Here is a 26,573-nt window from a genome sequence, read left to right as displayed (position 1 = left end):
TCGGGGCACCTGCGGCAGGCCGTTATCGGATCGTTACGTGTCACTCACGCTCAGTCGCGGGAGGCAGGGGGACGACCAGCGTCGCGGTCGCCTCCACCACCCGCAGCGGTTCCGGCAGCACCGCCGCCGCCGAGGCGCCGCGTTCGGGGACCGCCCGGGCGACGACGTCGGCCCAGCAGCGCAGCGTGCGCGAGCGGGTGCCCACCCGGACGACCTCGCAGGAGGCCTCCAGCACGTCGCCGGCCTGCACCGGCGCCAGGAACGCGACGTCGGCGTACCCGGCGAGCAGGCCCTCGTCGCCGTCCCCCACGATCGCGACCTCGGTGGCGACGTCCCCGAACAGGCCCAGGGTGTAGGCGCCGTCGACCAGCGCACCGCCGTAGTGGGCGTGGGAATGGGGCACGTACCGGCGGTGGGTGACGGTCAGGCCGATCTCGGCGGTCACGCGGCGATCTCCTCGGGGAGCAGGGCGGAGACGAGGTAGGAGGCCACCTCGCCGGGGGTGGTGCCGCGGCCGAAGACCTTGTCGACGCCGAGGTCGCGGGCCATGGCCGGGTCGAAGCGCGGGCCGCCGACCACGAGCAGGGGGCGGTCCTCCCCCATCGCCTCGCGGAACGCGCCGGCCAGCTCGCGGGTGTTGCGCAGGTGCGCGTCCTTCTGGGTGACGACCTGGCTGACCAGCACGGCATCGGCCCGCGCCGCCCGGGCGCGGGTGACCAGCTCCGGGACGGTGACCTGCGCGCCGAGGTTCGCGACGTCCATCTCCCGGTAGTACTCCAGGCCCTTCTCCCCCGCGAAGCCCTTGAGGTTGAGGATCGCGTCGATCCCCACGGTGTGCGCGTCGGTGCCGATGCAGGCGCCCATCACCACCAGCTTGCGGTGCAGCCGGGCCTTGATCGCGCCGTTGACCTCGGCCGGGCTGAGCAGCGGGTAGTCCCGCTCCTCGACCTCGACCTCGTCGGTGTCGACCAGGTGGGTCACCGAGCCGTAGACCACGAAGAAGGTGAAGCCCTCCCCGATGCCGTGGCTGTGCACCACCATCGCCGGGTGGATGCCCATCTTGCCGGCCAGCTGCAGGGCGGCGCCCTCGGCGCGGGGCCCGGGCGGGACGGGCAGGGTGAACGACGTCTGCACCATGCCGTCGCCGGTGGTGTCGCCGTAGGGCCGGATGACGGTCATGCCCGCCCCTCCATCAGCTCCGTCGCGGGGTCCAGGTGGCCCGGCGCCTTGACGACGACGCCGTCCAGGCCCTTGCCGCGGTCGGCCGGGCGCTTGGTGATGCCGAAGGTGCCCTGCGCGATGGCGGGCAGCAGGCCGTCGGCGGTGATCTTCTCCAGCAGCTCCACGGCCTCGCCCAGCACGGTGTGCGCCCGGCGGTCGATGAACCCGCCCGGCGGCGGGGCGAAGTCCTCCGACAGGCCGCCGGCGGCGTCCAGCACGTAGCGCACGTTGCGCAGCGCGAGGTCGCGGTCGGACAGCCACGGGGTGACCACGGCCTCGGTCATCATCCCGACCAGCAGGATGCCCTGGTCGGTGAGCGCCCCGGCCAGGTTGAAGAACCCGTCGAGCAGGTAGCCGCCGAACACGTCCCCGGTCATGTGCTTGGTGGGCGGCATCCACTTCAGCGGCGCGTGGGGGAACAGCGCCCGGGCGAGCATGGCGTGCGCCAGCTCCAGGCGGAAGGAGTCGTGGATGGCCGGGTTGATCTCGAACGCGTGGCCCAGGCCCAGCTGCCAGTCCTCGAGCCCGGCCTCCCGCGCGAACCGCTCGTTGAGCAGCTGGCTGACGGTGACGGTGTGCGCCTCGTCGACGGCGTCGGCGGTGGTCAGGTAGTTGTCCTCGCCGGTGTTGATGATGATCCCGGCGCGGGCGTGCACCATCCGGCTGAACCGCTGGTCGACGAAGGTGCGGATCGGGTTGATGTCGCGGAAGAGGATCCCGTACATCGCGTCGTTGAGCATCATGTCCAGCCGCTCCAGGCCGGCCAGCGCCGCGATCTCGGGCATGCACAGGCCCGAGGCGTAGTTCGTCAGCCGCACGTAGCGGCCGAGCTCGGCGCAGACGTCGTCCAGGGCGGCCCGCATGAGCCGGAAGTTCTCCTGGGTGGCGTAGGTGCCGGCGTACCCGGTGCGGGTGGCGCCCTCGGGCACGTAGTCCAGCAGCGACTGCCCGGTGGAGCGGATGACGGCGATGACGTCGGCGCCCGCCCGGGCGGCGGCCTGGGCCTGCGGGATGTCCTCGTAGATGTCGCCGGTGGCCACGATCAGGTAGATCCAGGGACGGCGGGGCGGGTCGCCGTGGGTGGCCACCAGCTCCTCCCGCCGGCGGCGGGCGGCGTCCACCCGGCCCAGGCCCGCCCCGACGGCGGCCAGCGCGGCCTCACGGGCGCGCTCCTCGTCGCCCCCGGTGGGGACGGCCAAGCGGGCGGTGCCGGCGCCCACCTGCTCGGCGACGTCCTGCAGGCTGCTCGCCGCGCCCGAGGCGATGGCGTGCCAGACCGGCAGCGCGACCCCGTGCTCGAGGCCCACCTGCTCGCGGACGACGTCCACCACCCGGTTCACCCACGGGATCTCGCCCTCGCCGGTGACCGGGTCGGTGCCCTCCAGGCCCGCCAGCCGCAGCACGGCCCGCTCGACGGAGACGGTGGTGTGCCGGGTGGCCAGGTCGATGACCGGCTGCGCGGCCAGCTCGGCGAGCTCGCGGGCCCGGGCGACCAGCCCCGGGTCCAGGGTCAGGCGGGCGCTCACGGGGCTCCTCGGACGACGTCGCCAGCCACGAGCAGGCCGGTGCAGGTGGGCCGGGCGCGCTGCGCGAGCACCCCGGACAGGGTCAGGTCGGTGGCCCACAGGGCCAGGTGCGCCGGGGCGCCGACGGCCAGCGGCCCCTGCGCGTGCTCGGCCCGGGCGGCGTACCAGCCGCCGTGGGTGGCCGCGTCGTAGGCGTCGAAGGGCCGCATGCCGGCGCCGGGCGTGCGGTGGTCGACCGCGGCGTGCACCCCGCCCCAGGGGTCCAGCGGGGTGACCGGGGCGTCGCTGCCCAGGGCGATCGCGACCCCGGCGTCGGAGAGGTCGGCCAGCGGGTTGCAGCCCAGCGCCCGCTCGACGCCCAGCCGCTCGGCGTACATGCCGGCGTCCCCGCCCCAGGCGGCGTCGAAGGCCGGCTGGACGCTGGCGACCATGCCCAGCGAGCGCAGGGTCTCCACGGCGTCGGGCGAGACCATCTCGACGTGCTCGAGCCGGTGCCGGCAGGCCCGGACGGCGTCGCGGCCCAGCTGCTCGGCGACCGCGGCCACGGCGGCGAGCACCTGGTCGACGGCGGCGTCGCCGATGACGTGGAAGCCGGCCTGGACGCCGGCGGCGGTGCAGGCCCGCACGTGCTCGACGAGCTGGCCGGTGTCGAAGCGCAGCGCGCCGGAGGTGTCGGGCCGGTCGGCGTAGGGCGTGGACAGCGCCGCGGTGTGCGAGCCGAACGCGCCGTCGCAGAACAGGTCGCCGCCGGCGCCGGCCAGGCCGAGCTCGGCGACGACGTCCAGCCCGCCGCGCTCGGCCAGCTCGCCCCACCAGCCCAGCACCTGGGGGCCGGGGGCCTCGCCGGCGATCCGGAGCAGCCCGGCGAGGTCCTCGGCGCTGGACACCTCCGGTCCGGCCATCTCGTGCACGCAGCCGATGCCGAGGTCGGCGGCCGCGTCGAAGGTGGCGCGCTGGGCGGTGGCCCGCTGCACCGGGTCCACCGAGCCGTAGGCCACCTGGCGGGCGGCGTGGTGGGCGTCCAGCCGCAGCTGGCCGTCCGCGCCGTAGCCGGGCAGGTCGGTGATCCCGGGGATGCGGTCCAGCAGGGCGGTGGAGACGGTCGCGGAGTGCACGTCGACGCGGGCCAGGTACGCGGGCCGGTCGCCGACCACGGCGTCCAGGTCGTGCCGGGTGATGGCCCGGCCCTCGGGCCAGACGGTCTCGTCCCAGCCGGTGCCGAGCACCGTGCCGGTGGGGTGCGCGGCGACGTGCGCGGCGACCGCGGCCAGCGCCGAGCGCAGGCTGTCGGCACCGTGCAGCGCCAGCCCGGTCAGCGCCAGGCCGGTGGCGGTGGCGTGCACGTGGGCGTCGACGAAGGCCGGGGTGAGCAGCGCTCCCCCGCCGTCCCAGGTCCGGTCGGCGCGCGGTGCGTCGGCGGCCGGGCCGACCCAGGCGACCGCGCCGTCGACGACGTGCACCGCCCGGTCGGCCGCGTCGCCGACGGTGACCCCGGTGAGCAGCAGGCTCATGCGTGCACGCGCGGGTCGATGAGCGCCCGCACGCCGGCGGTGCGCCGGTAGAGGTCCAGGGCCAGGGCGGCGTGCCCCGGCGTGTAGCCGTTCCCGATCAGCATCCGCACGTCCGCTGCCATCCCCTCCGCGCCCAGGGCCGCCGCCGGGAAGGAGGTGGCCATCCCGAAGAAGACCACAGTGCCGCCGTCGGCCGTCGCCAGCACCGCGCCGTGCTCCGCGCCGGGGACGTCGACGCAGACCACGGTGGTGTCGACCGGCTCGCCGAGGGCGGCCGAGACCGCCAGGGGGTCGGTGGCGTCGGCGACGACCACCTCGTGCGCGAGGCCGGCGTCCCGCAGCGCGGCCGCCTCCCGCTCGTCGCGGACGACGCCGACCACCCGGCGGGCGTGCGCCTCGCGCGCCGCGGCCACCGACAGGGAGCCGGACTTGCCCGCAGCGCCGATGACCGCGACCGAGGACCCGCGGCGGACCACCCGCTCGACCAGCGCGGGCGCACCGCACACGTCGAGCAGCGCCAGGGCGACCTGCTCGGGCAGGTCGTCGGGCAGGACGGCGGCGATGGAGCGGGCGAACAGGACGGCGGTGCCCCGGGCGGGGACCTGCTCGCTGCGGCCGTCCCAGCGCTCGAGGCCGTCGGTGATCCGCAGCGGGGTGAGGGTGAGCGAGACCAGGGTGGCCACCCGCTGGCCGACCACGAGGCCGAGCGGGGAGTCCTCCCCCACCTCGGCGACCCGGCCGATGAGCATGCCGCCGGAGCCGGTGACCGGGTTCTGCATCTTCCCGCGCTCGGCCACGATGCCCAGGACGGCGGCGCGCACCGCGTCGCCGTCCCCGCCGTGGGTCTCGGTGAGCTGGCGGAAGGACGCCGCGTCGAGGTTGAGCCGCTCGACGTCGATGCGGACCTCGTCGCGCCCCGTGGGGGCGTCGGGGTCCAGCCGGTGGGCGGCCTGTGGCAGCACCCCGACCGGCTCCAGCACCCGGTGCACCCCGAGCGACCGCTCCGCTGCCGTCGTCACGTCCTGCTCCTCGTCGTCGGAAGGATTGAGAAACTATCGTAGAACTCACGTTTTGCCGAACAATCTCCCGTATGGTGCGGGTGTCGCACTGAGAAGTCGTTGGAGGTCGTCGTGCTGGAGCAGCCCTACGAGTACCGGGCCAAGGCCCTGGTGGAGCCCGACTGGCGCCGGCTGCCCGGTTTCGCCGAGGTCACCGAGGAGCAGTGGCGCAGCGCCCAGTGGCAGCGGGTCAACTGCGTGAAGAACCTGCGCCAGCTGCGCGGGGTCTACGGCGACCTGCTCGACGAGTCCTTCTACGCCGACGTCGAGGCCGACCAGGCCGGGCGCGCGACGATGTCGCTGCTGCTGCCGCCGCAGATGCTCAACACGATGGTGCCGGACGCGGTGCCCACGACCGCGGCGATGCTGGCCGACCCGGTGCGCCGCTACATGCTGCCCGTGGCCTCCGACCGGCTCGCCGGCGCCGCGGCCAGCCACCCCTACGCGGCGCGCGACTCGCTGCACGAGCACGAGATGTGGGCCGTCGAGGGCCTGACCCACCGCTACCCCACCAAGGTGCTGGCCGAGCTGCTGCCCACCTGCCCGCAGTACTGCGGCCACTGCACGCGGATGGACCTGGTCGGCAACTCCACCCCCGCGGTCACCAAGCTCAAGTTCGACCTCAAGCCGGTGGACCGGCACGCCGAGATGCTGGACTACCTGCGCCGCACCCCCGGCGTGCGCGACGTGGTGGTCTCCGGCGGCGACGTCGCCAACCTGCCGTTCAAGAACCTGGAGGCCTTCGTCTCGGGTCTGCTGGAGATCGAGTCGGTGCGCGACGTCCGGCTGGCCTCCAAGGCCCTGATGGGCCTGCCCCAGCACTGGCTGCAGGACGACGTGGTGGCCGGCATGACCCGGTTGGCCGGCACCGCCCGCGAGCGCGGCGTCTCCCTGGCCGTGCACACCCACGTCAACGCCGCCCAGTCGGTCACCCCCCTGGTCGCCGAGGCCGCGCAGGCGATGCTGGCGGCCGGGGTGCGCGACGTGCGCAACCAGGGCGTGCTGCTGCACGGGGTCAACGACACCGCCGACCAGCTGCTGGACCTGTGCTTCGCGCTGCTGGACGGCGCCGGCGTGACGCCCTACTACTTCTACATGTGCGACATGATCCCGTCGGCCGAGCACTGGCGGGTGCCGCTGTCGCAGGCGCAGACCCTGCAGCACGACCTGATGGGCTACCTGCCCGGCTTCGCCACCCCGCGGATCGTCTGCGACGTGCCCTACGTCGGGAAGCGCTGGGTGCACCAGGTCGCCGAGTACGACCGCGAGCGCGGCATCAGCTACTGGACGAAGAACTACCGCACCGGCATCGAGCGCACCGACGAGGCCGCCCTGGACCGCCGCTACACCTACTACGACCCGATCCACTCGCTGCCGGAGTCCGGGCAGCGGTGGTGGGCCGACCGCGCGGTCGACCCGGTGGCCGCCGAGGCCGCTGCGGCCGCGTCCCGCGAGGCGTCGGTCGCGCAGCTGGGGTGAGCTGAGGTAGGCAGGGGCGGTGGAGCTGCTGCGCACCGACCGCCTGCTCGTCCGCGCCTGGACGACGTCGGACGACGACCTGGCGCGGCTGGCGGACCTGTACTCCCGCCCCGAGGTGCTGCGCTGGCTGTCCGGGCCGCCGTCGGGCGGGGTCGCCGCCCTGGTCGGGCGCTGGCGGGAGGTGCACGCGGCCGACCCGCGGGCCGGGTGCTGGGCGGTGCAGCCGGTCGCGGGCGGGCCGGTTGCCGGCACGCTGCTGTTCAAGCCGCTGCCCAACGGGGTGGGCGAGTTCGAGGTGGGCTGGCACCTGCACCCCGACAGCTGGGGGCACGGGTACGCCACCGAGGCGGCCGCCGCGGTGGTGCAACGGGCGTTCGAGGACGGCCTGCCCGAGGTCTACGCGGTGGTGCGCCCCGGGAACGAGCCGTCGATGGCGGTGTGCCGACGGCTGGGCATGGAGCCGCTGGGGCGCACCACCCGGTGGTACGGGGTGGACTGCGAGGCCTTCCGGCTCAGCGCCCCCGACGTCGTCGAGTGACCAGCGACCCGAACACGTGGCGGACCTTCTGCAGCGGTGAGCGCTGCACCGTCACCGCGGTGCCGCGGACGTCGTCGAGGTCGATCGCGCGCGCCTGCTCGGGCGTGGGCGCGGTGCCGCCCAGGTGGGCCGGCAGCCACCAGCGGTCGTCGTCACCGGCCGGGCTGTCGGGGTAGCTGCGCTGGGCCTCCTCCAGCAGCGCCTCCATGGCCGCACGGGTGCGGCGGAGCACCGACTGGGCCTTCTCCCCCGGCTCGGGCACGACCGGTGCGCCGAGGAGCACGGTGACCGGGACGCCGCGGCGCAGCACCACCCGCCGGTTCTTGGTGGCCACGCGGTGCCCGCCCCACAGCGCGGCCGGCACGACCGGCACGCCGGCCTGCACGGCCATCCGGGCGGCGCCGGCCTTGAGGTCCTGGACGGTGAAGGAGCTGGAGATGGTGGCCTCGGGGAAGACGCCGACCACCTTGCCGTCCTTCAGTGCCCGCACCGCCTCGTCGAAGGCGGCCACGCCGGCGGTGCGGTCGACCGGGATGTGCTGCATCGCGCGCATCGGCGGGCCGGCGAACCGGTTGTCGAAGACCGACGCCTTGGCCATGAACCGCACCAGCCGGCGCTGCGGCAGCGCCGCCAGCTCCAGGTAGGTGAAGTCGAAGTAGCTGACGTGGTTGCTGGCGATCACCGCCCCGCCCTCCCGGGGCAGGTGCTGCGACCCGCGCACGTCGAAGCGGAAACCGAAGAGCTTGAGGACGACCAGGAACGCGCGGATGACCAGCCGGTAGGGCCGGTCACAGGGGTCGGGCGAGGGGCCGAACAGGTCGCGCCGGACGACGTCGCGCCAGCTGGGCGTCTGCATGGGGCGGACCCTAATCTCCGGCGACGGAGACCGGCGCGTTCAGCAGAGGGCGAGCTGCTCGGGCTCCGGGCGGGCCGCCGCCGGGGCGGCCGGGCCGGGCAGCGACCCGTGCGGGAAGGCCGCCGACTCGTCGCCCGGCAACCCGCGTGCCTCGCCCCCGCTGTGCCGGTCCAGCCCGTGGGCGGCCAGGATCGGTGCGACCCGGGCGGTCAGCCAGCTGCGGTACTCGGCCGGCACGTAGGCACCGCGGCTGTAGAGCGTGCGGTACCGGCCCACCAGCTTGGGGTGCTCGCGGGACAGCCAGGCGGTGAACCACTCCCGGGCCCCGGGCCGCAGGTGCAGCGGCAGCACGGTCACCCCGGTCGCACCGGCCTCGGCGACGGCCGCGATCGCCCGCTCCAGGTGCTCCTTCTGGTCGGTGAGGCCCGGCAGCACCGGGGCCAGGAACACCCCGCAGGGCAGGCCGGCGTCGGCGATGCGGCGGACCAGCTCCAGGCGCGCCCGCGGGGTGGGGACGCCGGGCTCCAGGCTGCGGTGCAGGTCGTCGTCCCAGATGGCCAGCGAGACACCCAACCCGATCGGCACGTCGCGGGAGGCCGCGGCGAGCAGCGGCAGGTCGCGGGTGAGCAGCGTGCCCTTGGTCAGCACGGAGAACGGGGTGCCCGACCGGGCGAGGGCGTCGATGACCCCGGGCATGAGCCGGTACCGGCCCTCGGCGCGCTGGTAGGGGTCGGTGTTGGTGCCCAGCGCCACGTGCTCGCGCTTCCAGGACGCCCGGGACACCTCACGGCGCAGCACCTCGGCCACGTTGGTCTTCACCACGATCTGCGAGTCGAAGTCCGACCCGGTGTCCAGCTCCAGCCATTCATGGGTCTTCCTGGCGAAGCAGTTGTGGCTGACCACGCCCTCGGCGATGAAGTCCCCGGTGCCGGTGGTGATGTCGTACATCGGCATGTCGAGGCCGAGCGGCTGCACCGAGACCACACGGAGGTCGGCGTCGCTCTCGATGGCCGTGCCGGCCACTGAGCACTTCCGTCGGATGGCCGGGTCGACCAGGTGGATGAACCGCATGTGCTCGCGCAGGCCGCCGCGGACCCGGACGGTGCAGACACCGTTCTCCAGGCCGCGGTCCTCCAGCACGGCGTCGAACCCGAACCACGTGAGGCAGGAGAGGGTCTGCCCCAGCATGTCGGCGTCGCCGTTGCTGATGCGCAGGATGCCGGTGCTGCGGGAGCCCTCGGCGTCGAAGATCCCCGCCAGGAATCCGCGGCGCCACTCATCGTCGGGCTGGTCGGGCCACGCCACGAGAGCGGTGATCCGGTCGCAGTCCGCCTGCCGCTGGGTGCGGATGGCAGACACGGCCCGGCGCACGTCCGTGGCCGGGGTGACGTCGAACCTCGTCGTGCTGATGCCCTCGTCGGCGAGCATCCGCTCCGACCGGTCCAGGGCCTCCGGATCGGCCAGGGCGAGACGGAAGCGGTCCAGGAAGCCGGTGCGACCGCTGGCGGCTGAGTACGGGTGACGACCGAGATGGGCATCGCCACGCACCATGCCGGTCAGGTAACCGCGGCGGTAGGCGGTCGTCGGCTTGGGCGTCTCGACCGTGCGGCCGAAACCGAGCATCGAGTCGTTCGTGGTCAGGTGCGGGCGTCGGTCTGCACCTGCCGTCGCCCCCGTGACGTGCTTCCAGCCCCGGCCGGTGAGGAACCTGTGGTCGCCGCTGGCCACCACCTCGGTGCCGTCGGCGAGGGTGATGCGGTAGGCGGCCTTCGTGGTGCTCCAGTGCGCGAGCACCTCGGTCTCGACGTACCGGCGGTAGGCGCCGACCACCTCGGTACCGATGATCCGGTCGCCGGTGCGCAGGTCGGCGATGCGCCGGGTGCGGCCGTCGGCCAGCAGGATCGCCGTGTCCGGCCCGACGCAGTAGACGCACGAATGGCTGCAGCCCCGGAACGTGTTCACCGTGTAGGCGAACGGCATCGAGGAGTTCTCGGGCACCTTGTTGAGGGCGGACTTGGCGCGGACCTCGTGCAGGGTCAGGCCGGGGAACTCGGGCACCTGCAGGCTGCGCAGCAGACCTGCGACGGTGGGCAGCCCGGGGAGCGTGCCGGGCTCCTCGAGGTCCAACCGCTGGGCATCCCATCGCATGCACCCAGTCGAACACACGTTCGGTGCGTTGTCGACGCGCCGGGCCGGGCTGTGGACATCTACGGTGGCGGTTCGCCGACGTCCAACCGGCGCAGCAGGCCCTCGTCCAGGGTGAGCCCGTGCAGCACCCGGGTGTCGGAGAGCAGGTCGCCGTCGGCGTCCCGCACGACCTGGTGCACGGTCACCGCGACGCCGTCGTCGACCGGGACCACCCGCTCGGGGACCACCGCGAACCGGACGTCGCGGGCCTGCCGGGCGAGGTGGTCGGCCACGGCTGCCCGGCCGAGCACCCGCCCGCCGGTCCAGGGTTCGGGCCAGTCGACGTCGGGGTGCAGGCGCCCCACCACCGTCGCCAGGTCGCCGGCGGACCAGGCGGCGTAGAACTCCTCCGCGTCGAAGGTGGTCACACCGGCGGGCGGTCCTCGTAGAACGTGCTCAGCACGACCGTCGTCCGGGTGGTGACGTTCGCCGCGGCGCGGATCTCGGCGAGCAGGCCCTCCAGCGCGTCCGGCGAGGCCACCCGCACCTTGAGCATGTAGCTGTCGGGCCCGGCGACGGAGTGGCAGGCCTCGATGGCGGTCAGGTGCGCCAGCCGGGACGGTGCGTCGTCGGGCTGGGCGACGTCGATCGGGGTGATGGAGACGAAGGCGACCATCGGCAGGCCGACCGCCTTGGGGTCGACCCGCGCCGAGTAGCCGGTGATGACGCCGCGCTGCTCGAGGCGGCGCACCCGCTGGTGCACCGCCGAGACCGACAGCCCGACCTGGGCGGCCAGCTCGGTGTAGCTGGCCCGGCCGTCGCGGGCCAGGGCGGCCAGCAGCGCCCGGTCGACGTCGGCGCGGGGCTCCAGCTTGTCCAGGGGGTCGGCGGCCACCGGGTCACCCGGCCAGTTCGACGAGGTCACGGGGTCCTTCGTTCAGCGTGCGGGCGCCGTCGGGGGTGCAGACGACGATGTCCTCGATGCGGGCACCGTGCCGGCCGGCCAGGTAGATGCCGGGCTCGACCGAGAAGGCCATGCCCGGCTCCAGCGGGGTGGTGTTGCCGGCGACGACGTAGGGCGCCTCGTGGGTGTCCAGGCCGATGCCGTGCCCGGTGCGGTGCAGGAACTGCTCCCCCCAGCCGGCCGCGGTGATCGCGTCGCGGGCCACCGCGTCGACCTCCTCGGCGGTCACCCCGGGCGCGACGGCGGCGCGGGCGGCGTCCTGCGCGGCCTGCAGCACCCCGTACCACTCAGCGGTGCCCGCGTCGGGTGCGCCGCCGACGACGTAGGTGCGGGTGCAGTCGGAGCGGTAGCCGCTGGCCAGCTCGCCACCGATGTCGACGACCACCAGGTCGCCGGCCTGCACGACGCGGTCGGACAGCTCGTGGTGCGGGCTCGCGCCGTTGGGGCCGGAGCCGACGATGACGAAGTCGACGGCGACGTGTCCCTCGGCCAGGATCGCCGCGGCGACGTCGGCGCCGACCTCGGCCTCGGTGCGCCCGACCCGCAGCCACTCCCCCATCCGCGCGTGCACCCGGTCGATGGCCGCGGCGGCGGTCGCGAGCTCGGCGACCTCGGCCCCGGACTTGACCACGCGCAGCCGGTCGAGCACCGGGGTGGCCAGCTCCAGGCGCGACCCGGGGACGGCGCGCTGCAGACCGAGCGCGTGCTCGGCCCAGGTGCGGGCGCCGACGGCCAGCCGCTGCGGGTCGCGGCCGAGCCGGGTGCGCAGCTCACCGGCGACCAGCGCGAACGGGTCGTCGGTCTCGTCCCAGGCCACCAGCTCCAGACCCAGCGCACCGGCCGGCGACGCGGTGACCATCGGGGCCTCGAGCCGGGGCACGACCAGCAGCGGTGCGCCCGCGGCGGGCACCACCAGCGCGGTGAGCCGCTCCAGCGCGTGCGCGGCGTAGCCGCACAGGTACCGCAGGTCGGCGCCCGGGGTGACCACGACGGCGTCCAGGCCCAGCTCGGCGGTGACCTCGCGCGCGCGGTCGAGCCGCACCGGGCTCACCAGCCCGTTGCTGGGCGCCGGCTGGGCGCGGTCGGTGGACACGTCGGGCACCCTAACCAGACCGTCGGACGATCCCGGACGAGTTGTTGCCGAGCCGTTACCGTCCCGCAGTGTGACCACGATGCTCCTGGACGCGGCCAGCCTGTACTTCCGGGCCTTCTACGGGGTGCCCACCAGCGTCACCGCCCCCGACGGCACACCGGTCAACGCGGTCCGCGGGTTCCTGGACATGTCGGCCCGGCTCATCGCCGCGCACGGCCCCGAGCGGTTCGTCGCCTGCTGGGACGACGACTGGCGGCCGGCCTTCCGCACCGACGCGGTGCCCTCCTACAAGGCCCACCGGCAGGCCGAGGACGGCGGCGAGGAGGTGCCCGACGAGCTGGGCCCGCAGGTACCGGTGCTCGTCGACGTGCTGGCCGCCGCCGGCATCGCCCGCGTGGGCGCGCCCGGCTACGAGGCGGACGACGTCATCGGCACCCTGGCCACCCGCGCCGAGGGCCCGGTGGACGTCGTCACCGGCGACCGCGACCTGTTCCAGCTGGTGAACGACGCCCGGGGCGTGCGGGTGCTCTACACCGCCCGGGGCGGGATCGGCGACCTGGACGTGGTCGACGAGGGTGCGGTCGCGGCGAAGTACGGCGTCCCCGGCCGGTCCTACGCCGACTTCGCCGTGCTGCGCGGTGACCCCAGCGACGGCCTGCCCGGGGTCAAGGGCGTCGGGGAGAAGACCGCCGCCGCGCTGATCACCGCCTTCGGCAGCCTGCAGGGCATCCGGGAGGCCGCGGCCCGCACCGCCGTCCCGAAGGCCCCGCTGACCGCCTCGGTGCTGAAGAAGCTGCACGAGGCGTCGGCTTACCTGGACGTGGCGCCCGCCGTCGTCCACGTGGTCACCGACATCGACCTGCCGCCCGTCGAGGGCCACCTGCCGCGGTCGCCCGCGGACCCGGAGGCCCTCGACGCCCTCGCCCAGCGCTGGGGCCTGCAGACGTCGGTGGCCCGCCTGGCCTCGGTGCTGGGCTGGTGACCTACTCCGACCACTCGTAGGCGCCGTCACCGTCGGTGATCCGGATGGTGATGGTCACGTCCTCGTCCTCGGCGGTCGTGCCCGAGCAGGTGTAGGTCGCGCCGACGTCGACCTTCATGTCCTCGTCGCAGGACAGCTGCACGCCGATGTTCTCGCGCTCCTCGAACTGGGCGGCGACGTCGCGCTGGACGGCCTGCGGGTCGAGGGTCTTGGAGCCCAGCACCATCGGCAGCACGATCGCGGCGGCGACCACCACCAGGCCGAGGACGACGAGGCCGATGATCAGCCCGGTGCGCTTGGGCTTCGCAGGCTGCTGCTGGCCGTAGCCGGGCTGCCCGTACTGGCCCTGCTGGCCGTACTGCGACCCCTGGCCGTAGCCGGGCTGCCCGTACTGCCCCTGCTGCCCCTGCTGCCCCTGCTGCCCGTAGCCACCCTGGCCCTGCTGGCCGTACGCCTGCTGGCCATAGCCGCCCTGCCCGTACCCCTGCTGGCCGTAGCTGCCCTGGCCCTGCTGGCCGTAGCCGGCCTGGCCGTAGCCCTGCTGGCCATAGCCGCCCTGCCCGTACCCCTGCTGGCCGTAGCTGCCCTGGCCCTGCTGGCCGTAGCTGCCCTGGCCCTGCTGGCCGTAGTTCTGCTGGCCGTACCCGGGCTGCTCCTGGCCGCCCTGGCCCCAGCCCGAGGGCGCCGGGTTCTGCTGGCCGTACCCGGGCGCGCCCTGGCCGCCCTGGCCCCACGCGGGCTGGCCCTGGCCCGACTGCTCCTGCTGCCCGGACGAGCCCCACGACGGGCCCGACGAGCCACCCGCAGCCGACGAGCCCTGCGCCCACGACGGGGTGGACGACGACCCACCGGACGCCGAGGAACCCTGGGCCCCGCCCTGCTCACCCCAGCCGGAGCCCCCGGTCGGCGTGCCCGGGGCGGCCGGCCCGTCGCCGCGCAGCGGGATCATCCGGGTGCCGCCGTCGCCGGGTCGGCCCTCGTCGCCGCGGGGGGTCTCCTCACCCGGGCCCTGGTCGGCCGGGCGGGGGTCGTCCTGCTGGTCGCCACCCTGCGGCGGGTTGGTCATCGTCGCTCCCTCGTCGTCGCGGGCCGCGACCCTCGCAGGTCACCGGCCACGGGCCGCGCCGATTCTCCCCCACGCGGGGTCCCCGCCCCACTCGGCGCGTCGGGTCAGCCGCTGACCGCCACGGCCACCACGCCCCGCCGGGTCCGCTCGACGGCCTGCCGCGCGGTGCGGGCCAGCGCGCCCTCGCTGACCTTGGCGATCTGGTCCAGCAGGTCGACCAGTTGCCGCGCCCAGCGCACGAAGTCACCGCCGGACAGCTCGGTGCCCGCCTGCTCCGCCCCCGCCAGCACCCGGTCCAGCGACTGCCCGTCGGCCCAGCGGTAGGCCGCCCACGCGAACCCGAGGTCCAGGTCGCGGCTGGGCCGCACGCCGTGGTCGGTCTCCACCGCGTGCAGCTCGGCGTGCACCTGCCGCATCCGGACCAGCGCCGCCGACACCGCGCCGGAGGGCACCGGGGGCTGTCCCGGGCCGTCGCGGCGGGCCTCGAAGACCAGCGCGGACGCGCAGGCGGCCAGCCCGGGCGCGTCCAGGCCGTCGAGCACGCCGGCCCGCAGGCACTCGGCGGTGAGCAGGTCGGCCTCGGACCACAGCCGCGAGAGCTGCCGCCCGGCCGCCGTCACGACCGGCGCCTCCGCGGCCGGGTGCGGCCCCGGGCTGTGCTCCTCGGCCGCCGACGGCGCGTCGGGCAGCAGGTAGCCCAGCTCCTCCAGCACGTCGCAGGTCCGGTCGAACTGGCGGATCAGGGAGCCGGTGCGCTCGGCCACCTCGCGGTGCACCCGGTCGGCGTCCCGGCGGGCGCGCAGCCAGCTGTAGGCGCTGCGCACGAGCTCCTCCCGGTCGGGCAGCGTGTGCACGGGGTGCCGGCGCAGCGCGTGCCGCAGGTCGACCAGCACCGGGTCGTCGTCGACCGGGGCCCCGCGCCGGGTGCGCCGTGCCCCCAGGTCGTTCTCCACCCGGGCGTTGCGCAGGGTCGAGGCCAGGTCGCGGCGGGCGTGCGGGCTGCGGTGGTTGAAGTTCTTCGGCACCCGGATCCGCGCCAGCGCCTCGACCGGGGTCGGGAAGTCCAGCGGACCCAGCCGGCCGGACCAGCGGTCCTCGGTGAGCACCAGCGGCCGGGGGTCGGCCAGCTCGGTGATGCCGGGGTCGAGGACGACGGCCAGCCCCTGCCGGCGTCCCGAGGGCACCCGGATCACGTCGCCGGGCCGCAGCGCCATCAGCGTCTCGGCCGCCTCGTGGCGCCGGCGGGCGGCGGTGTCGCGGGAGAGCTCCTTCTCCCGCTCGGAGATCTCCTGCCGCAGCCGGGCGTAGCCCGCGACGTCCCCCTTGTCGGCGGGGACGGCGGCCTCGAGCCGGGCGGCCTCCTCCTCGCTGCGCGCGGCCTGCCGGGCCAGGTTCACCACCGACCGGTCGGCCTGGAACTGGGCGAAGGAGGACCCGAGCAGCTCGCGGGCACGCTCCCGGCCGTAGGAGCCGACCAGGTTGACTGCCATGTTGTAGCTGGGCCGGAACGACGACCGCAGCGGGTAGGTGCGCGTGCTGGCCAGCCCGGCGACGGCGACCGGGTCGACGCCGGGGCTCCACACCACCGCGGCGTGCCCCTCGACGTCGATGCCCCGGCGTCCGGCACGGCCGGTGAGCTGGGTGTACTCCCCCGGCGTCACGTCGACGTGGGCCTCGCCGTTCCACTTGGTCAGCTTCTCCAGCACGACCGTGCGGGCGGGCATGTTGATGCCCAGCGCGAGGGTCTCGGTGGCGAACACGGCCTTGACCAGGCCGCGGACGAAGGCCTCCTCGACGGCCTCCTTGAACGCCGGCACCAGACCTGCGTGGTGGGCGGCGAGACCGGCGAGCAGGCCCTCGCGCCACTCCCAGAAACCCAGCACCTGCAGGTCGGCCTCGTGCAGGGAACCGGTGTGCCGGTCGACGACCTCGGCGATCGCGGCCCGCTCGGCCTCGTCGGTGAGCCGCAGGCCGGCGCGCAGGCACTGCTCGACGGCCGCGTCGCAGCCCTTGCGGCTGAACACGAAGGTGATGGCCGGCAGCAGGCCGGCGGCGTCCAGCCGGGTCAGGACCTCGGCCCGGCCGGGCGGGGTGTAGCGCGGCCGGTGCTCGTAGCGGTCCTTGCTGCGCCGGCTCGCCCCGCCGTGCCAGGAGTCCAGCCGGCGCTCCTGCTCCTTGACGTAGCGCACCAGCTCCGGGTCGACGACGGCGGCGCCGCGCTCGCGGGTGGACAGCTGGGCGACGCCGGCCAGGTGGGCGGTGGGCCGTAGCGCGAACAGGTCGAACACCCGCCCGCCGACGAGCATGTGCTGCCACAGCGGGATGGGCCGCACCTCGCTGACCACCACGCGGGTGTCGCCGCGCACGGTGACCAGCCAGTCGGCGAACTCCTCGGCGTTGCTGACCGTCGCCGACAGCGAGACCAGGGCGACGTCGTCGGGCAGGTGGATGATCACCTCCTCCCACACCGCGCCGCGGAAGCGGTCGGCGAGGTAGTGCACCTCGTCCATGACCACGTAGCCGAGACCGCGCAGTGCCGGGGAGTCGGCGTAGAGCATGTTGCGCAGCACCTCGGTGGTCATCACCACCACCGGTGCATCCCCGTTGACCGCGTTGTCACCGGTGAGCAGGCCGACCCGCTCGGGGCCGTAGCGGTCGACGAGGTCGGCGAACTTCTGGTTCGACAGCGCCTTGATCGGGGTCGTGTAGAACGCCTTGCGGCCCTCGGCGAGCGCCTTGTGCACCGCGAACTCGCCGACCACGGTCTTGCCGGCGCCGGTCGGCGCGCAGACCAGCACGCCCGAGCCCTCCTCCAGGGCCTCGCAGGCCTCCTGCTGGAAGGGGTCGAGGGTGAACCCCAGGCCCAGGACTAAGTCCGACAGCAGGGGGAACCGCCCCCGCCGCCGGGAGGCCGCGTACCGCTCGGACGGGCTCAGTTCGGCGGACATGCCCCCACCGTAGAAGGGTCAGCGGCGCCCTGCGCCGAGCACGGTGAGGGCCGCCGGGACGACGGTGCACCGCTGCGGCAGCGGCCCGACCGGCTCGCCATCGGCCCAGGTGCTCAGGCCGACGGCGTCCAGCTCCACCTCGCGGGCACGCAGCACCCGCACGGCCGGGTGGGAGGTGTGCGTGCCGGCCGCCAGCCGGGGGCGGGTGCGGACCAGCTCCCGGCGGCTGACCGGGCCGACGACGGTGACGTCCAGCCACCCGTCGGCCGGGTCGGCGTCCGGGCAGATCCGCAGGCCCCCGCCGTACCAGCCGGTGTTGCCGACGGCGACGAGGGTGACGTCGTGCTCGTCCGTCCGCCCGTCCAGCGTCAGCCGCACCCGCCGGGGCCGCAGCCGGGCCAGCTCGACGGCGATGGCCAGGTCGTAGCGGCGCCGCCCCCGGGGCCAGCGCAGCCGGTCGACGCGGTCGCTGACCGCGGAGTCGAAGCCGCAGCACAGCACCGTGGCCCACCAGCGCTCCCCGCCGTCGGAGCTGCTGCGCACCAGGTCCGTCCGGCGGCCCCGGCCGGCGAGCAGGTCGGCCGCGGCGGCGTCGGCGGCGGCCAGCGGGTCGGCCGGGACGCCGAGCGCCAGGGCCAGGTCGTTGCCGGTGCCGGCCGGCAGCACCGCCAGCGGGGTGCCGCCGCCCGCCAGGCCCTGCACGGCGACGTGCGCGACGCCGTCCCCTCCCAGGGCGACCACCGCGTCGACGTCCGGGGCGACCTCGCGGACGGACCGCTCGGCGGTGCTGCGGTCGGTGGTGGGCAGGACCTGCACCTGCAGACCGGCGGCGGTGAGCCGGTCGGTGACCGCGGTCGCCGCGGCCCGGGCCCGGCCGCGGCCGGCCGAGGGGCCGACCAGCAGGGCGACCCGGGTCAGCTGTCCCCGTCCAGGCGGGTGGGCCGGGTGTCCAGCGCGGAGGGCCGGGCGTCCAGCGGGGAGGCCTCGTCGTCGTCGAGGCCGGCGTAGAACGCGGTGCCGTCGCGGCGGGCGCGGCGCTTGTCGACCACCCGGGCGATCTGGATGGCGACCTCGAACAGCACGCACATCGGCAGCGCCATCAGCAGCATCGTGAACGGGTCCTGCGTCGGGGTGATGAACGCGGCGAACACGATGGTGAGGAAGAAGATCCACCGGCGGGCCTTGGCCAGCGCCGCGTAGGACAGCACGCCCACCAGGTTCAGTGCGACCGCGACCAGGGGGACCTCGAAGGAGACCCCGAAGGCCAGCAGGATCGAGATGACGAACCCGATGTAGTCCTGCGCGGTGAGGGCGATCGTGACGTTCTCGCCGGCCAGGCCCAGCAGCAGCGTCAGGCCGGCCTTGAGCGAGATGTAGGCCAGCGCCGCGCCCAGACCGAACAACGCGCTGGCCGCGGCGACGAAGGAGACGCCGTAGCGCTTCTCGTTGGTCTTCAGACCGGGGGTCAGGAACGCCCAGATCTGCCACAGCCAGAACGGCGCGGACAGCACGACGCCGGCGATGAAGGCGATCTTGAGCCGGATCAGGGCGCCGCCGAACACGTCGGTGACCAGCAGGGTGCAGTCGTCGCCGGAGATGCCGGTCGACAGGCGGTTGTCGGCCGGGATCGAGCAGTAGGGCGCCCGGATGAACTGGCCCAGCCCGTGGTCGTACCACCAGAAGGCGACCGCCGTGCCGAGGAGGATGAACAGCAGGGCGAAGGCGATGCGGTTGCGCAGCTCCTTGAGGTGCGCGATCAGCGTCATCGTCGCCGCCTCGTCGCGCGGCGGACGGCGGCGCCGCCCGGTGCGCGGCCGGTCGGCCTCGGCGGTGCTCACGGGCGGGTGCGGGTCAGCGGGTGCCGTCGGCCGGGGTCACGCCCGACCGGGCAGCGTCGGCCCGGGCACGGGCCTCGGCGGCGCGGGCCTCCGCGGCCCGGGCCTCCGCCGCGAGCGCCTCGGCCTCGTAGTCGGGGGCACCGGCGGTGGGGCTGGCCGCGGCGGGCGGGGCCAGCTGCCCGCGCACGGTGGTGGCCTCCTCCTTGCCGCGCACGTCGTCGTCCTTCATGCCCTTCATCTCGCCCTTGAAGATGCGCATGGAGCGCCCCAGGGAGCGGGAGGCGTCGGGCAGCTTCTTGTAGCCGAACAGCAGCAGCACGGCCAGGATGATCAGGCCGATCTCGAGCGGTCCGAGGTTCATCGTCTTCTCCGTGGTCGGTGGGTCCGGCGCGCTGTCGAGGTTACGCGTCGGGCGTGCGCTCGCGGGAGGCCGCGGCGGCCACGAGCGACTGCTGCAGCTGCGCGGCGACCGGTGCCACGTCGCGCTGCAGGGCGGCCATCTCGCGGGTCAGCCGGCCCAGTGCGCCCACCAGGCCGTACGCCAGCGCGCCCAGCACGACCACGGCGAGCACGACGACCACGAGCAGCACGATCAGCAGCAGCACGCCACCGACCATAGCCGGGGCCACCGACGCAACGGCTGTTCAGCGGCTGTCCGGTGACTGTGCACCCTGGGTTCAGTCGCTGTACCGGGCCAGCGCGGCACGGGCCGCGGCGCGCACCTCGTCGGCCAGCCCCAGCGGGTCCTCGACCCGGGCGGCGCCGCCGAGCGAGGCCACCAGGCGGCGGGCCCAGCCGGGGTCGCCGGTGCGGACGGCGACCGACAGGCCGCCCGGCGGGTCGTCGACGGGGACGACGTCCTCCACCGGGAAGTAGTCGGCCACCCACCGGGCGCTGCGGTCCAGCCGCAGCCGGACCCGCGGCTGGTCCTCGGCGGGCTGGTAGAGGCCGTCGTCCAGGTCGCGCGGCGTGGCCTGCTCCGGCGGCGCGGAGGGCTCGTCGAGGACGGTGAGGTCGTCGATGCGGTCCAGCCGGAACAGCCGGGTGCCCTCCACCCGGCGGCACCAGGCCTCCAGGTACCAGTGGCCGTCCACCAGCAGCAGCCGCATGGGGTCGACGGTGCGCTCGGTGCGCTCGTCCCGGCTGGGCACGTAGTAGTGCAGGTGCAGCGCCCGGTGGGCCTGCAGCGCCTGCCGGACGACGGCGAGGGTCTGCTCGCGGGCGTCGATGCTGACGGTCACCGCACCGGCGAGGTCGGCCGGCTCCCCCGCCGCGGCGGACACCTTGAGCAGCGCCCGGCTGACCGCGTCGGTCTCGGCCAGCCCCGGCAGCTCCAGCAGGGCGCGCAGCGCGACGACCAGGGCGACCGCCTCGTCCGTGGCCAGCCGCAGCGGCCGCACCAGCCCGGCGGTGTCGGTGACCCGCACCCGGTCGCCCTCGAAGGAGAGGTCGACCAGGTCGCCGGGGCCGTGGCCGGGCAGCCCGCACACCCACAGCAGCTCCAGGTCGCGGCGCAGCTGGGCCTCACCGACCCCGAAGTCGCGCGCGGCGTCGGCCATCAGGACGCCGCCGGGCCGGGCCTCCAGGTAGGGCACCAGGGCCAGCAGCCGGGTCATCCGGTCGGTGGGGGCGCTCACGACGCGGCCAGCCGGGTCAGCCGCTCGAGCACCGCGGCCCGGAGCTCGGGCGGGGACTCCACCAGGACGTCGGGGCCGTGCGCGGCGATCTCGTCGGCCAGGGCCCACGGCTCGGTGGTGCGCAGCTCCAGCCGGTCGTCCCCGGCATCGTCCGGGCCCAGGTCGGTGGCCCGGCGGCGCAGCCCGACCGCCGTCCCCGGCCGGGCGGTGAGCACCACGACCTGCTCGGGCCGGCCGACCTGGCGGGCCACCACGGCGGCCAGGTCGAGGTCGGCGGGCGGGGTGAAGGCGTCGGGCGGGCCGCTGGCCCGCGGTGTGCCGCTGATCCGGGACAGCCGGAACACCCGGGGTGCGTCGCGGTCGAGGTCGTGGCCGACCAGGTACCAGCGGCCGTGCCAGGACACCACGCCCCAGGGCTGCACGCGGCGCTTGACGCCGGTGTCCTCGTCGGGGCGGGCGTAGGTGAAGGTGAGCAGCCGGCGGTCGCGGGCGGCGGTGTAGCAGGCGTCGAAGGCGGGCTCGCCGCCGTCCAGCCGCGGCTGCAGGGGCAGGGTGCCCGCGCCGTCGACGTCGACGCCGGCGGCCCGCAGCTTGACCAGGGCGCCCTGCGCGGCCCAGCCCAGCTGCGCGGACTGCCACAGCCGCAGGGCCAGCCCGACGGCGGCGGCCTCGTCGCCGGTCAGGGTGATCTCGGGCAGCTCGTACTCCGAGCGGGCGATCCGGTAGCCGTCCTCGGTGTCGAAGACGCTGGTGCGGCCGGTCTCCAGGGGGACGCCGAGCTCGCGCAGGTCGGCCTTGTCGCGCTCGAACATGCGCTTGAACGCCTCGTCGGCGCGGTCGGTGCCGTCGGCGGGTTCGTAGCCGGGGACGATGCTGCGGATGCGCTCCGCGGTCACGTACTGGCGGGTGCCGAGGAGGGCGAAGACCAGGTTGACCAGTCTCTCCGCACGCTTGGCCGACACGGTGCCCAGGCTAGTGCGTGACCTAGGTTGGGCCGGGTGAGCAGTCCCCAGGTCCCCGTGTCCCGGATCCGCTGGCGGCGCGGGACGGTGACCGCCCTGGGCCGGACCTGGCGGGACTCGCTGGAGCTGCAGGTCGACGTGCCCGGGGACGGCGAGCTGCGGGCCCTGGCGCACCCCTCGGTCGTGGGGACGCCCGAGGTGGGCGACGCCGTCCTGCTGAACACCACCGCGTGGGCGCAGCGGCTGGGCACCGGCGGCTACGCGCTGGTGGTCGCCGTCCCCGACCGGCTGCCCCCGGACCCGACCGGGCCCGGGCACCTGGTGAAGGGCCGCTACACCGGGCTGCAGGTGACCGTGCAGGGCGTGGACGAGCAGGACACGCCGCACCACGCGGTGATCGCCGAGGCCGAGGACGTCGGGGGCATGCCGGTGGTGGTGGCCGACCTGCACTCGGCGCTGCCGGCGGTGCTGGCCGGTGTGCACGCCACCGACGCGGACCTGCGGGTGGTCTACGTGATGACCGACGGCGGTGCGCTCCCGGCCGCCTTCTCCCGGACGCTGGACGGGCTGGCCGGGTCGCTGGCCGGCGTCGTCACCGTGGGGCAGGCGTTCGGCGGCGACCTGGAGGCCGTCACCGTGCACACCGGGCTGCTGGCTGCCCGGCACGTGCTGCGGGCCGACGTCGCGGTGGTCGCCCAGGGGCCCGGGAACCTCGGCACCGGGACGCCGTGGGGCTTCTCCGGCGTGGCCGCGGGCGAGGCGTGCAACGCCGCGCACGTGCTGGGCGGGCGGACGGTCGGGGCGCTGCGGATCTCCGACGCCGATCCCCGGCCGCGGCACCGCGGGGTGTCGCACCACTCGTTGACCGCCTTCGGCCGGGTGGCCCTGGGTGGGGTGGCGCTGCCGGTGCCCGCCTCGGGCCTGTCCGACGAGCTGGAGGTGCAGGTCGCCGAGGACCTCGCCGGGCAGCCGGACCGCAACCCTGTGGTGGAGGTCGAGGTCGAGGGTCTGGACGACGCGCTGCGCGCACTGCCCGTCGGGCTGTCCACGATGGGCCGCGGGCTGGACGCCGACCACGCCTATTTCCTGGCCGCCGCCTGCGCCGGCCGGTACGCGGCCGACCTCGTCACATCGAGTTGATCAGCTTCTCGACGCGCTCGTCGACGGACTTGAACGGGTCCTTGCACAGCACGGTGCGCTGCGCCTGGTCGTTCAGCTTGAGGTGCACCCAGTCGACGGTGAAGTCGCGGCGCTTGTCCTGCGCCTTGCGGATGAACTCCCCGCGCAGCTTCGCCCGGGTGGTCTGCGGCGGCACGTTCTTGGCCTCGAAGACCCGCGGGTCGTGGGTGACGCGCTCGACCTGGCCGGCCCGCTCGAGCAGGTAGTACAGACCCCGGCCGCGGCGGATGTCGTGGTAGGCGAGGTCCAGCTGGGCGACCCGGGCCGAGGACAGCGACAGGTCGTGCTTGGCGCGGTACCGCTCGATGATCGACTGCTTGATGGCCCAGTCGACCTCGCGGTCGATGAGCGAGTGGTCGCCGGTGTCGACGGCCTTGAGGGTGCGGCCCCACAGCTCGAGCATCTGGCGGTGCACCGGGCCCAGGCCCTCGCGGTCGACGTACTCGGCGGCGCGGTCGTGGTACTCGGTCTGGATCTCCAGCGCCGACATCTCGCGGCCGTTGGACAACCGGACCTTGCGCCGGCCGGTGAGGTCGTGGCTGATCTCGCGGATCGCCCGGATCGGGTTCTCCAGCGTCATGTCCCGCACCGGGACGCCGTCCTCGATCATGCGCAGGACCAGGTCGGTGGCGGCCACCTTGAGCAGCGTGGTGGTCTCGCTCATGTTCGAGTCGCCGACGATGACGTGCAGCCGGCGGTAGCGCTCGGCGTCGGCGTGCGGCTCGTCGCGGGTGTTGATGATCGGCCGCGAGCGGGTGGTCGCCGACGAGACGCCCTCCCAGATGTGCTCGGCCCGCTGGCTGACGCAGTAGACCGCGCCGCGGGGGGTCTGCAGCACCTTGCCGGCGCCCACCACGATCTGCCGGGTGACCAGGAAGGGGATGAGCACGTCGGCGAGCCGGGAGAACTCGCCGTGCCGGCCCACCAGGTAGTTCTCGTGGCAGCCGTAGCTGTTGCCGGCGGAGTCGGTGTTGTTCTTGAACAGGTAGATGTCGCCGGTGACGCCCTCGTCGGCCAGCCGCTGCTCGGCGTCGACGAGCAGGCCCTCGAGGATCCGCTCCCCCGCCTTGTCGTGGACGACCAGCTCGGTCAGGTCGTCGCACTCGGCGGTGGCGTACTCGGGGTGGCTGCCGACGTCCAGGTAGAGCCGGGCGCCGTTGCGCAGGAACACGTTCGAGCTGCGGCCCCACGACACCACCCGGCGGAACAGGTAGCGGGCGACCTCGTCGGGTGAGAGCCGGCGCTGGCCCTCGAAGGTGCACGTGACGCCGTACTCGGTCTCGATGCCGAAGATCCTGCGGTCCACGGGACCGAGCCTAGGCCGGTGTACCGGGATCGGGGTCGACTCCGCCGGCGGTGTCCGGCGCGCCCGGGTCGCCGAGGCCCGGCGGGGTGCCGGGTGCGGGCTCCGTCGGGACGGTCGGGGCCGGGGTCTCCTCCGCCGCGGGGGCGGCGGGGGCGTCGGCGCCGAGCAGGGTGCGCAGCGCGGCGCCGGTGATCCGGCGGAAGGTGCGCTTGGGCCGGGCCCGGTCCAGCACGGCGACCTCGAGCTGCTCGGCCGGCAGGGTGGAGTGCTCGCCGCCGTTGGCCTGGGTGGAGGCGCTGGCGGCCGACAGCCCCGCGACGCCGACCTCGAGGGCCTCGCGCAGCGGCAGGCCGGCGCGGAAGTGCTCGCGCAGGTGCGCGCTGACCGCCTCGGCCTGCCCGCCCATGACCACGAAGTCGGGCTCGTCGACGACGGAGCCGTCGAAGGTGAGCCGGTACAGCTGGTCGGCCTCGGGGGTGGCGCCGACCTCGGCCACGCAGAGCTCGACCTCGAAGGGCTTCATCTGCTCGGTGAAGATCGAGCCCAGGGTCTGGGCGTAGGCGTTGGCCACGACGCGGCCGGTGACGTCGCGACGGTTGTAGGAGTAGCCGCGGACGTCGGCCAGCCGGACGCCGGCCACCCGCAGGCTCTCGAACTCGGAGTACCGGCCGACGGCGGCGAACCCGATGCGGTCGTAGATCTCGCCGACCTTGTGCAGCGTGGAGCTGGGGTTCTCCGCGATGAGCAGCACCCCGCCGTCGTAGGTGAGGACGACGACGGAGCGGCCGCGGGAGATGCCCTTGCGGGCGTACTCCGAGCGGTCGCGCATGACCTGCTCGGCGGAGGCGTAGTACGGCATGGTCATGGCTCAGGCCTCCCGGCTCTCGGCGCCGGCGGAGCGGTCGGCGGTGATGGCCGCGGCGACCTCGGCCACCTCGGTGTCGGGCAGCCGGACGGCGCCCTCGGCGTCGACCCGGTAGACGATCGGGTAGAGCCGGCGGACGGCGTCCGGGCCACCGGTGGCGGAGTCGTCGTCGGCGGCGTCGTAGAGGGCCTCGACAAGGCTGCGGGTGGCCGCCTCGGCGGACAGACCGGGCCGCCAGGTCTTCTTGAGGGAGCCACGGGCGAACAGCGACCCGGAGCCCACGCTGGCGTAGCCGCGCTCCTCGTAGTTCCCGCCAGTGACGTCGTAGCTGAAGATGCGCCCCGCGCGGGCGCCCTCGGCGGCGTCGAGGTCGTACCCGGCGAACAGCGGGACGACGGCCAGGCCCTGCAGGGCGGCGCCGAGGTTGCCGCGGATCATCGCGGCGAGCCGGTTGGCCTTCCCGTCGAGGGAGAGGGTCATCCCCTCGATCTTCTCGTAGTGCTCGAGCTCGACCTGGTAGAGCCGGACCATCTCGATGGCGATGCCCGCAGCGCCGGCGATGCCGATGACCGACCAGGAGTCGGCCGCGTAGACCTTCTCGATGTCGCGGCTGGAGATCAGGTTGCCCATCGTGGCCCGGCGGTCGCCGCCCATGAGGACGCCGCCGTCGAACGTCGCCGCCACGATCGTGGTGCCGTGCGGGGCGAGGTCGGCCGCGGACACCGCAGGCACCGGGCGCCGCCCGGGGAGCAGGTCGGGCGCGGTGGCGCCGAGGAAGTCGGTGAACGAGGACCCCACCCGGTCCAGGTAGGCGGGGGTGAACCCGCTCCGTCCGGCGATCTGCTCGCTCACCCGTGCGCCTCCTCCGCCGGCCCGCTCGTGGTGGGCCGATGTGGTGCCGCCGACCCGTGGGCGGGCCGGTCGGTGCTGCGCCGACCGGGGCGGGTGCCCCGTCGGTCTCGTCGATCCGACCCTAGTCGTGGCGGCGTGGTGCAGCCCGTCGCCGGGGGCACCGCTCCCCCGCCGTGCTTCTCCAGGTAGGCCACCGCCGCCCGCAGACGATCGGGATCGTCGAGGAAGAGCCCGAGGCCCATGTTGCAGCGACTGCACAGCAGTGCACGCACGGCCCCGGTGCTGTGCGCGTGGTCCAGGTGCGCGGCGCCCTGATCTCCACAGATCGCGCAGCGGTCGGCCTGCGCGACCCGCATGGCGTGGACCTCGGCCCGGGTGAGCCCGTACCGACGGACGAAGTAGGCCTCGTTCTGCGACGTCCTCCGGCACGGCCGGCACTCGGCCCCGAACCCCGACGGCGCCGACGAGTTGCGGCTGTAGTCGGCTTCGTCGACCGCTGACCGGCACGTGGGGCACCAGCGCTTGCCCTCGGGCACCCAGGAGAGGTCGCGCACCTCGTGCCCCA

26 protein-coding genes are annotated in these 26,573 nt (G+C 74.8%); 4 read left to right on the top strand and 22 right to left on the bottom strand.

Features of this window, described 5'->3' with window-relative positions:
• Nucleotides 1-40: 40 nt before the first annotated feature.
• Genes kal through kdd form a run of 5 tightly spaced genes read right to left on the bottom strand, consistent with a single transcriptional unit; the run spans nt 41 to nt 5,277 of the window.
• On the bottom strand, nt 41-445 hold the full coding sequence (gene kal, locus BLT39_RS20080) for a 3-aminobutyryl-CoA ammonia lyase (RefSeq protein WP_091068330.1): 405 nt from the start codon (nt 443-445) through the stop codon (nt 41-43).
• Complete coding sequence (gene kamE / locus BLT39_RS20075) at nt 442-1,179, bottom strand: lysine 5,6-aminomutase subunit beta (RefSeq protein ID WP_091068327.1); 738 nt, start codon at nt 1,177-1,179, stop codon at nt 442-444. The genes kal and kamE overlap by 4 nt, the downstream gene beginning before the upstream one ends.
• On the bottom strand, nt 1,176-2,747 hold the full coding sequence (gene kamD, locus BLT39_RS20070) for a lysine 5,6-aminomutase subunit alpha (protein WP_091068324.1): 1,572 nt from the start codon (nt 2,745-2,747) through the stop codon (nt 1,176-1,178). The genes kamE and kamD overlap by 4 nt, the downstream gene beginning before the upstream one ends.
• Nucleotides 2,744-4,258 carry an amidohydrolase gene (locus BLT39_RS20065; RefSeq protein ID WP_091068322.1) on the bottom strand — a complete coding sequence of 505 codons (1,515 nt, stop codon included), beginning with the start codon at nt 4,256-4,258 and terminating at the stop codon, nt 2,744-2,746. Before BLT39_RS20065 ends, kamD begins: the two co-directional genes overlap by 4 nt.
• The gene (gene kdd / locus BLT39_RS20060; protein WP_091068320.1) at nt 4,255-5,277 is read right to left on the bottom strand and encodes an L-erythro-3,5-diaminohexanoate dehydrogenase; all 1,023 of its coding nucleotides are present in this window, start codon (nt 5,275-5,277) and stop codon (nt 4,255-4,257) included. Before kdd ends, BLT39_RS20065 begins: the two co-directional genes overlap by 4 nt.
• A gap of 99 nt (nt 5,278-5,376) precedes the next feature.
• Between kdd and BLT39_RS20055 the strand changes: the two genes are divergently transcribed.
• On the top strand, nt 5,377-6,795 hold the full coding sequence (locus BLT39_RS20055; RefSeq protein ID WP_242658575.1) for a KamA family radical SAM protein: 1,419 nt from the start codon (nt 5,377-5,379) through the stop codon (nt 6,793-6,795).
• A gap of 19 nt (nt 6,796-6,814) precedes the next feature.
• On the top strand, nt 6,815-7,333 hold the full coding sequence (locus BLT39_RS20050) for a GNAT family N-acetyltransferase (protein WP_091068317.1): 519 nt from the start codon (nt 6,815-6,817) through the stop codon (nt 7,331-7,333).
• Here the strand turns inward: BLT39_RS20050 and BLT39_RS20045 are convergent.
• From BLT39_RS20045 to BLT39_RS20025, 5 genes are read right to left on the bottom strand one after another with little or no spacing between them, the layout of a single operon-like run.
• Complete coding sequence (locus BLT39_RS20045) at nt 7,308-8,189, bottom strand: lysophospholipid acyltransferase family protein (protein ID WP_091068316.1); 882 nt, start codon at nt 8,187-8,189, stop codon at nt 7,308-7,310. The two genes, BLT39_RS20050 and BLT39_RS20045, sit on opposite strands and share 26 nt — an antisense overlap.
• A gap of 39 nt (nt 8,190-8,228) precedes the next feature.
• A complete protein-coding gene (locus BLT39_RS20040) occupies nt 8,229-10,337 on the bottom strand; it encodes an intein-containing Rv2578c family radical SAM protein (RefSeq protein ID WP_091068314.1) in 2,109 nt (702 codons plus the stop codon).
• Nucleotides 10,338-10,396: 59 nt separating this feature from the next.
• On the bottom strand, nt 10,397-10,744 hold the full coding sequence (locus BLT39_RS20035) for a nuclear transport factor 2 family protein (protein WP_091068312.1): 348 nt from the start codon (nt 10,742-10,744) through the stop codon (nt 10,397-10,399).
• Nucleotides 10,741-11,241: an Lrp/AsnC family transcriptional regulator gene (locus BLT39_RS20030; RefSeq protein WP_278247024.1), complete on the bottom strand. Its 501-nt coding sequence runs from the start codon at nt 11,239-11,241 to the stop codon at nt 10,741-10,743. Before BLT39_RS20030 ends, BLT39_RS20035 begins: the two co-directional genes overlap by 4 nt.
• Complete coding sequence (locus BLT39_RS20025) at nt 11,216-12,373, bottom strand: M24 family metallopeptidase (protein WP_242658574.1); 1,158 nt, start codon at nt 12,371-12,373, stop codon at nt 11,216-11,218. Before BLT39_RS20025 ends, BLT39_RS20030 begins: the two co-directional genes overlap by 26 nt.
• A 79-nt stretch (nt 12,374-12,452) precedes the next feature.
• Here BLT39_RS20025 and BLT39_RS20020 point away from each other — a divergent pair, with 79 nt between their 5' ends.
• The gene (locus BLT39_RS20020; RefSeq protein WP_091068562.1) at nt 12,453-13,355 is read left to right on the top strand and encodes a 5'-3' exonuclease; all 903 of its coding nucleotides are present in this window, start codon (nt 12,453-12,455) and stop codon (nt 13,353-13,355) included.
• 1 nt (nt 13,356) lies between these two features.
• Here the strand turns inward: BLT39_RS20020 and BLT39_RS20015 are convergent, their stop codons facing one another.
• From BLT39_RS20015 to BLT39_RS19980, 8 genes are all read right to left on the bottom strand, one after another.
• Nucleotides 13,357-14,421 carry a DUF4333 domain-containing protein gene (locus tag BLT39_RS20015; protein WP_207508219.1) on the bottom strand — a complete coding sequence of 355 codons (1,065 nt, stop codon included), beginning with the start codon at nt 14,419-14,421 and terminating at the stop codon, nt 13,357-13,359.
• 104 nt (nt 14,422-14,525) lie between these two features.
• Nucleotides 14,526-17,369, bottom strand: a complete 2,844-nt coding sequence (locus BLT39_RS20010) for a DEAD/DEAH box helicase (protein WP_091068311.1) — start codon at nt 17,367-17,369, stop codon at nt 14,526-14,528.
• An 18-nt stretch (nt 17,370-17,387) separates the two neighbouring features.
• Nucleotides 17,388-18,269 (bottom strand): diacylglycerol/lipid kinase family protein, encoded by an 882-nt coding sequence (locus BLT39_RS20005; protein WP_242658584.1) that lies wholly within the window; start codon nt 18,267-18,269, stop codon nt 17,388-17,390.
• 14 nt (nt 18,270-18,283) lie between these two features.
• Nucleotides 18,284-19,207 carry a twin-arginine translocase subunit TatC gene (gene tatC / locus BLT39_RS20000; protein ID WP_242658573.1) on the bottom strand — a complete coding sequence of 308 codons (924 nt, stop codon included), beginning with the start codon at nt 19,205-19,207 and terminating at the stop codon, nt 18,284-18,286.
• Between the two features lie 13 nt (nt 19,208-19,220).
• Nucleotides 19,221-19,568 carry a Sec-independent protein translocase subunit TatA gene (tatA, locus tag BLT39_RS19995; RefSeq protein ID WP_091068308.1) on the bottom strand — a complete coding sequence of 116 codons (348 nt, stop codon included), beginning with the start codon at nt 19,566-19,568 and terminating at the stop codon, nt 19,221-19,223.
• 40 nt (nt 19,569-19,608) lie between these two features.
• Nucleotides 19,609-19,812 (bottom strand): hypothetical protein, encoded by a 204-nt coding sequence (locus tag BLT39_RS19990; RefSeq protein WP_091068306.1) that lies wholly within the window; start codon nt 19,810-19,812, stop codon nt 19,609-19,611.
• A gap of 72 nt (nt 19,813-19,884) precedes the next feature.
• Nucleotides 19,885-20,844, bottom strand: a complete 960-nt coding sequence (locus tag BLT39_RS19985; protein ID WP_091068303.1) for a helix-turn-helix transcriptional regulator — start codon at nt 20,842-20,844, stop codon at nt 19,885-19,887.
• Nucleotides 20,841-21,806 carry a helix-turn-helix transcriptional regulator gene (locus tag BLT39_RS19980; RefSeq protein WP_091068299.1) on the bottom strand — a complete coding sequence of 322 codons (966 nt, stop codon included), beginning with the start codon at nt 21,804-21,806 and terminating at the stop codon, nt 20,841-20,843. Before BLT39_RS19980 ends, BLT39_RS19985 begins: the two co-directional genes overlap by 4 nt.
• Before the next feature lie 36 nt (nt 21,807-21,842).
• On the opposite strand from BLT39_RS19980, the gene BLT39_RS19975 reads away from it, so the two are divergent.
• The gene (locus tag BLT39_RS19975; protein WP_242658572.1) at nt 21,843-22,946 is read left to right on the top strand and encodes a DUF3866 family protein; all 1,104 of its coding nucleotides are present in this window, start codon (nt 21,843-21,845) and stop codon (nt 22,944-22,946) included.
• Here the strand turns inward: BLT39_RS19975 and pafA are convergent.
• The 4 genes from pafA to BLT39_RS19955 are packed head-to-tail and all read right to left on the bottom strand — an operon-like array spanning nt 22,933 to nt 26,562.
• The gene (pafA, locus tag BLT39_RS19970) at nt 22,933-24,291 is read right to left on the bottom strand and encodes a Pup--protein ligase (protein WP_091068294.1); all 1,359 of its coding nucleotides are present in this window, start codon (nt 24,289-24,291) and stop codon (nt 22,933-22,935) included. The genes BLT39_RS19975 and pafA overlap by 14 nt on opposite strands.
• A 10-nt stretch (nt 24,292-24,301) precedes the next feature.
• The gene (gene prcA / locus BLT39_RS19965) at nt 24,302-25,156 is read right to left on the bottom strand and encodes a proteasome subunit alpha (protein WP_091068291.1); all 855 of its coding nucleotides are present in this window, start codon (nt 25,154-25,156) and stop codon (nt 24,302-24,304) included.
• A gap of 3 nt (nt 25,157-25,159) precedes the next feature.
• Nucleotides 25,160-26,008: a proteasome subunit beta gene (prcB, locus tag BLT39_RS19960; RefSeq protein ID WP_207508217.1), complete on the bottom strand. Its 849-nt coding sequence runs from the start codon at nt 26,006-26,008 to the stop codon at nt 25,160-25,162.
• Nucleotides 26,005-26,562, bottom strand: a complete 558-nt coding sequence (locus BLT39_RS19955; protein WP_207508211.1) for an endonuclease VII domain-containing protein — start codon at nt 26,560-26,562, stop codon at nt 26,005-26,007. Before BLT39_RS19955 ends, prcB begins: the two co-directional genes overlap by 4 nt.
• Nucleotides 26,563-26,573: the final 11 nt, after the last annotated feature.

The sequence above is a fragment of the Klenkia brasiliensis genome, from assembly GCF_900100695.1.
Taxonomy (GTDB): Bacteria; Actinomycetota; Actinomycetes; order Mycobacteriales; family Geodermatophilaceae; genus Klenkia; species Klenkia brasiliensis.
This window is presented reverse-complemented; position numbering and strand designations above follow the sequence as displayed.

Bases quoted from the DNA above. Each gene is read 5' to 3' on its own strand.
- prcA (WP_091068291.1), bottom strand. From the start codon at position 25,156: ATGACCATGCCGTACTACGCCTCCGCCGAGCAGGTCATGCGCGACCGC.
- BLT39_RS20040 (WP_091068314.1), bottom strand. From the start codon at position 10,337: ATGCGATGGGATGCCCAGCGGTTGGACCTCGAGGAGCCCGGCACGCTC.
- BLT39_RS20010 (WP_091068311.1), bottom strand. From the start codon at position 17,369: ATGTCCGCCGAACTGAGCCCGTCCGAGCGGTACGCGGCCTCCCGGCGG.
- tatA (WP_091068308.1), bottom strand. From the start codon at position 19,568: ATGAACCTCGGACCGCTCGAGATCGGCCTGATCATCCTGGCCGTGCTG.
- kamE (WP_091068327.1), bottom strand. From the start codon at position 1,179: ATGACCGTCATCCGGCCCTACGGCGACACCACCGGCGACGGCATGGTG.
- BLT39_RS20015 (WP_207508219.1), bottom strand. From the start codon at position 14,421: ATGACCAACCCGCCGCAGGGTGGCGACCAGCAGGACGACCCCCGCCCG.
- BLT39_RS20065 (WP_091068322.1), bottom strand. From the start codon at position 4,258: ATGAGCCTGCTGCTCACCGGGGTCACCGTCGGCGACGCGGCCGACCGG.
- BLT39_RS20045 (WP_091068316.1), bottom strand. From the start codon at position 8,189: ATGCAGACGCCCAGCTGGCGCGACGTCGTCCGGCGCGACCTGTTCGGC.
- BLT39_RS20020 (WP_091068562.1), top strand. From the start codon at position 12,453: ATGCTCCTGGACGCGGCCAGCCTGTACTTCCGGGCCTTCTACGGGGTG.